The following is a 357-nucleotide window of genomic DNA, read 5'->3' as shown; positions in this document are numbered from 1 at the left end:
GTCACGGCACCGTTGTGACCGGGGAAGGACAGGCAGCCCACGTAGGCGGTCTCCACATCCTCAGAAACAGCCAGGATCTCGGGGTTGACGAAGTCGATGAACTTGTACTCATAATCCTCGGGGAGCTCCTCGGGGGCATCGGTGGTGTCCCACACCACGAACACGCGGCGCAGCATACCCACCTGAGGGCCTGCCAGACCCACGCGGTCGGCGGCGATCATAGTCTCCCGCATGTCATCCAGCAGGGTGGCAAGGCGGTCGTCAAAGTTGGTCACGGGGCGGCTGACCTTGTTCAGGATGGGGTCGCCCTCTTTTACGATATTGCGGATAGCCATAATGGTACCTCCAAAATTTGTT

At 59.7% G+C, this 357-nt stretch carries 1 protein-coding gene; it reads right to left on the bottom strand.

Annotated features, from left to right (window positions below):
- Positions 1–335, bottom strand: a 335-nt coding sequence (locus P0G09_RS16065) for a peptide deformylase (protein WP_275253159.1), incomplete at its 3' end; no start/stop codon positions are given.
- Positions 336–357: the final 22 nt, after the last annotated feature.

The sequence above is a fragment of the Faecalibacterium sp. DFI.5.82 genome (assembly GCF_029076575.1).
Classification (GTDB): domain Bacteria; phylum Bacillota; class Clostridia; order Oscillospirales; family Ruminococcaceae; genus Faecalibacterium; species Faecalibacterium duncaniae.
This window is presented reverse-complemented; position numbering and strand designations above follow the sequence as displayed.